This window comes from Pseudomonas sp. GM55, from assembly GCF_000282395.1.
Classification (GTDB): domain Bacteria; phylum Pseudomonadota; class Gammaproteobacteria; order Pseudomonadales; family Pseudomonadaceae; genus Aquipseudomonas; species Aquipseudomonas fluorescens_CC.
Genome location: NZ_AKJJ01000120.1, coordinates 1 through 2,988, shown reverse-complemented (window position 1 = coordinate 2,988; position 2,988 = coordinate 1). Strand labels below are relative to the sequence as shown.

1 protein-coding gene is annotated in these 2,988 nt (G+C 61.5%); it reads right to left on the bottom strand.

The window, feature by feature from the left end; all coding sequences use genetic code 11:
* On the bottom strand, positions 1-2,988 hold a 2,988-nt coding region (locus PMI31_RS25215; protein WP_008022147.1), incomplete at both ends, for a beta strand repeat-containing protein.

Sequence of the window (2,988 nt, the reverse complement as noted above, 5' to 3'; positions counted from 1 at the left end):
GGGTGCCGACATTGGCGATGCTCGCCGTGCTGCCGGCGGCGTAGGTGGTGTCACCGATGGTGAAGTTGACCACGCTGACCGGGCCGTCGACGCTGCTCGTGCCGCTGAGGACACTGCCGGTCAAGGCGGTATCTTCCAGGGTCGAGACGGTTTCGTTGGCGTCGGTAAAGTTGTCGTTGACCGGCGTGACGCTGATGTTCAACGTACTGCTTGAGCCAGTATTGGTGGTGTACGTCACCTGTGGAACGTTGCCATTCCAGTCGGCAGCCGGCGTGAAGGTGTAGTCGCCGTTGCTGGCAATGATCAGAGTACCGACGCCGGTGATGGTTGCGGTCTGGCCCGCCGTGAAACTACCGTTGACCCCGTTCACGCTGAAGCTTGCGACGCTCAGGACATTATCGACATCGTGGTCGTTGGTCAGCACGTTGCCGATAGCGTTGTGGTCTTCTTCGACAGTGATCTTGTCCGCCTGCAGCACGCTTGCGTCATCGACGGCAGCAACGTGCACCACCAGTGGCAGCGAGGTGCTCGCACTTGGGGCATCGCCGTCTTTGGCGGTGGCCGTAACGGTCAGGGGAATGTCGCCATTGAAGTTCGTCGGCGGTGTCAGCTTGAGCGTGGAAAGGTTCCAACCCGTAATGTCCACCGACGTCGAGCCACCGGCAGCATTGAAGGTATGGTTGCCGTCGGTAAGTATGGAGCCCGCCGGCAAGCCGTTCAGTGTGAGAGTGAGCGTTTCCGAACCGTCGGCGTCATTGGTGTGGGCCTGGATGGTGGACAACAGGATCGCGTTGTCTTCAAGGCCAGAGTTGAGCACCTGAGTGACATTGATGTTGTCCAGCACGCCGCCCAGGCTGTTGCTGTCCCCGGCGCGGAATTCGAGTTTCTGGTTGCCATCGGCAGTGACCGGAACGTCGAAGCTGTAGTGCTGCATGCCAGTGGTCGAGGTGTTCAGGGTGCCAATGAGCTTGCTGCCCCAGTACACGTTGATAAGCGAATTATCTATGCCGGCACGCGGTGCATAGTCGAACGACACGTTATAGGTGGTGCCGGACTTCGCATCGATAGTGGTGTAGAGGTTGCTCGCATCACCGGTATTGCGCTCAAGTTCGATGACCTGGTTATCGCCGCCGGCACCGTAAACGCTGGCCTTGCCGATTTCGACCATGCCACCGCGGTTGTCCGTGTGCCAGGCGCCGTTGCCAAGCTTGCTGACATCGACGTCGGTATTCGAACCGTTCACAGCGACTTCCTGGAAGTCGGTCGAGGCAACCTTGCCGCCACCGGTCAGCGACAGGCTCGGGGTATCGGTCACTGGCGCGACGACGATGGTGCCGGTCGCCGAAGTAGCAGAAGGCATGCCCCCATTGTCGGTCGCGCTATAGGTGAAGCTGGTGGTGCCACTCCAGTCGCCGGTGGGTTTGAAGTAAACCGTTGCGCCGTTGGCGGTTGCGGCGATCACGCTGCTTGTGGTCAACGCAATGGTCCCGGCCGCGTCTGCGTAAAAACTGCCATTGGCCGGCAGGCCGGTCAGGGTGAAGTGGTTGACGCTGCCGTCGATGTCATTTCCGCCGAGCTGCACGGCGATCAAATGATCTTCATCACCTCTGGCCGAGGTGGAGTTAACGGTTGGAGCGTCGTTGACCGAGTTGACCGTAATGTCCAGCGTGCTGGTGGAATTGGTATTGGTTGTGTAGCTGATCTGTGGAACGGTGCCGTTCCAGTTTGCGGCAGGGGTGAAACTGTAATCGCCGTTGGTGGCGATAGTCATAGTACCGACGCCTGCGATAGTCGCGACTTGACCCGCGGTAAAGGAGCCGGGGACGCCTTGTATGGTGAATGTCGCGACACTCAGGGCGTTATCGACATCGATGTCATTGCCAAGCACGTTGCCGATTGCAACGTGGTCTTCATCGACGGTCTTGGTATCTGCGATCAGAACGCTCGGGTCATCGACCGGGGTGACGCTGATATTCAAGGTCGAGGTGACATTAGTGCCGGAGCCGTCGGTGACGGTGTAGTTCACCGTCGGCACGCTGCCGTTGTAGTTGGCGTCCGGGGTAAAGGTGTAGGCGCCGTTGGCGCCGATCACCAGAGTGCCGACATTGGCGATGGTCGCGGTCTGGCCGGCGGTGAACGTGCCAGTCACGCCGTCGATGGTGAAGTTGACCACGCTGACCGGGCCGTCGACGCTGCTCGTGCCGCTGAGGACGCTGCCGGTCACGGCAGTGTCTTCCGGGGTGGAGACGCTTTCGCTGAGGTCGGTGAAGCTGTCGTCGACCGGGGTGACGCTGATGGTCAGGGTCGAGGTGACATTGCTGCCCGAGCCGTCGGTGACGGTGTAGCTCACCGTCGGCACGCTGCCGTTGTAGTTGGCGTCCGGGGTAAAGGTGTAGGCCCCGTTCGCGCCGATCACCAGGGTGCCGACGTTAGCGATGGTCGCGGTCTGGCCGGCGCTGAACGTGCCAGCCACGCCGTCGATGCTGAAGCTGACCACGCTGACCGGACCGTCGACGCTCGAGGTGCCCGTCAACACGCTGCCGCTGATGGCGGTGTCTTCGCTGGTGCTCACGCTTTCGCTGAGGTCGGTGAAGCTGTCGTCGACCGGGGTGACGCTGATGGTCAGGGTCGAGGTGACATTGCTGCCGGAGCCGTCGGTGACGGTGTAGCTCACCGTTGGCACGCTGCCGTTGTAATTTTCCGCAGGCGTGAAGGTGTAGGCGCCGTTGGCGCCGATCACCAGGGTACCGACGTTGGCGATGGTCGCGGTCTGGCCGGCGCTGAACGTGCCAGTCACGCCGTCGATGCTGAAGCTGGCCACGCTGACCGGACCGTCGACGCTCGAGGTGCCGGTCAACACGCTGCCGTTGATGGCGGTGTCTTCGGTGGTGCTCACGCTTTCGCTGAGGTCGGTAAAGCTGTCGTCGACCGGGCTGACGCTGATGTTCAGGGTCGAGGTGACGTCGGTGCCGGAACCGTCGGTGACGG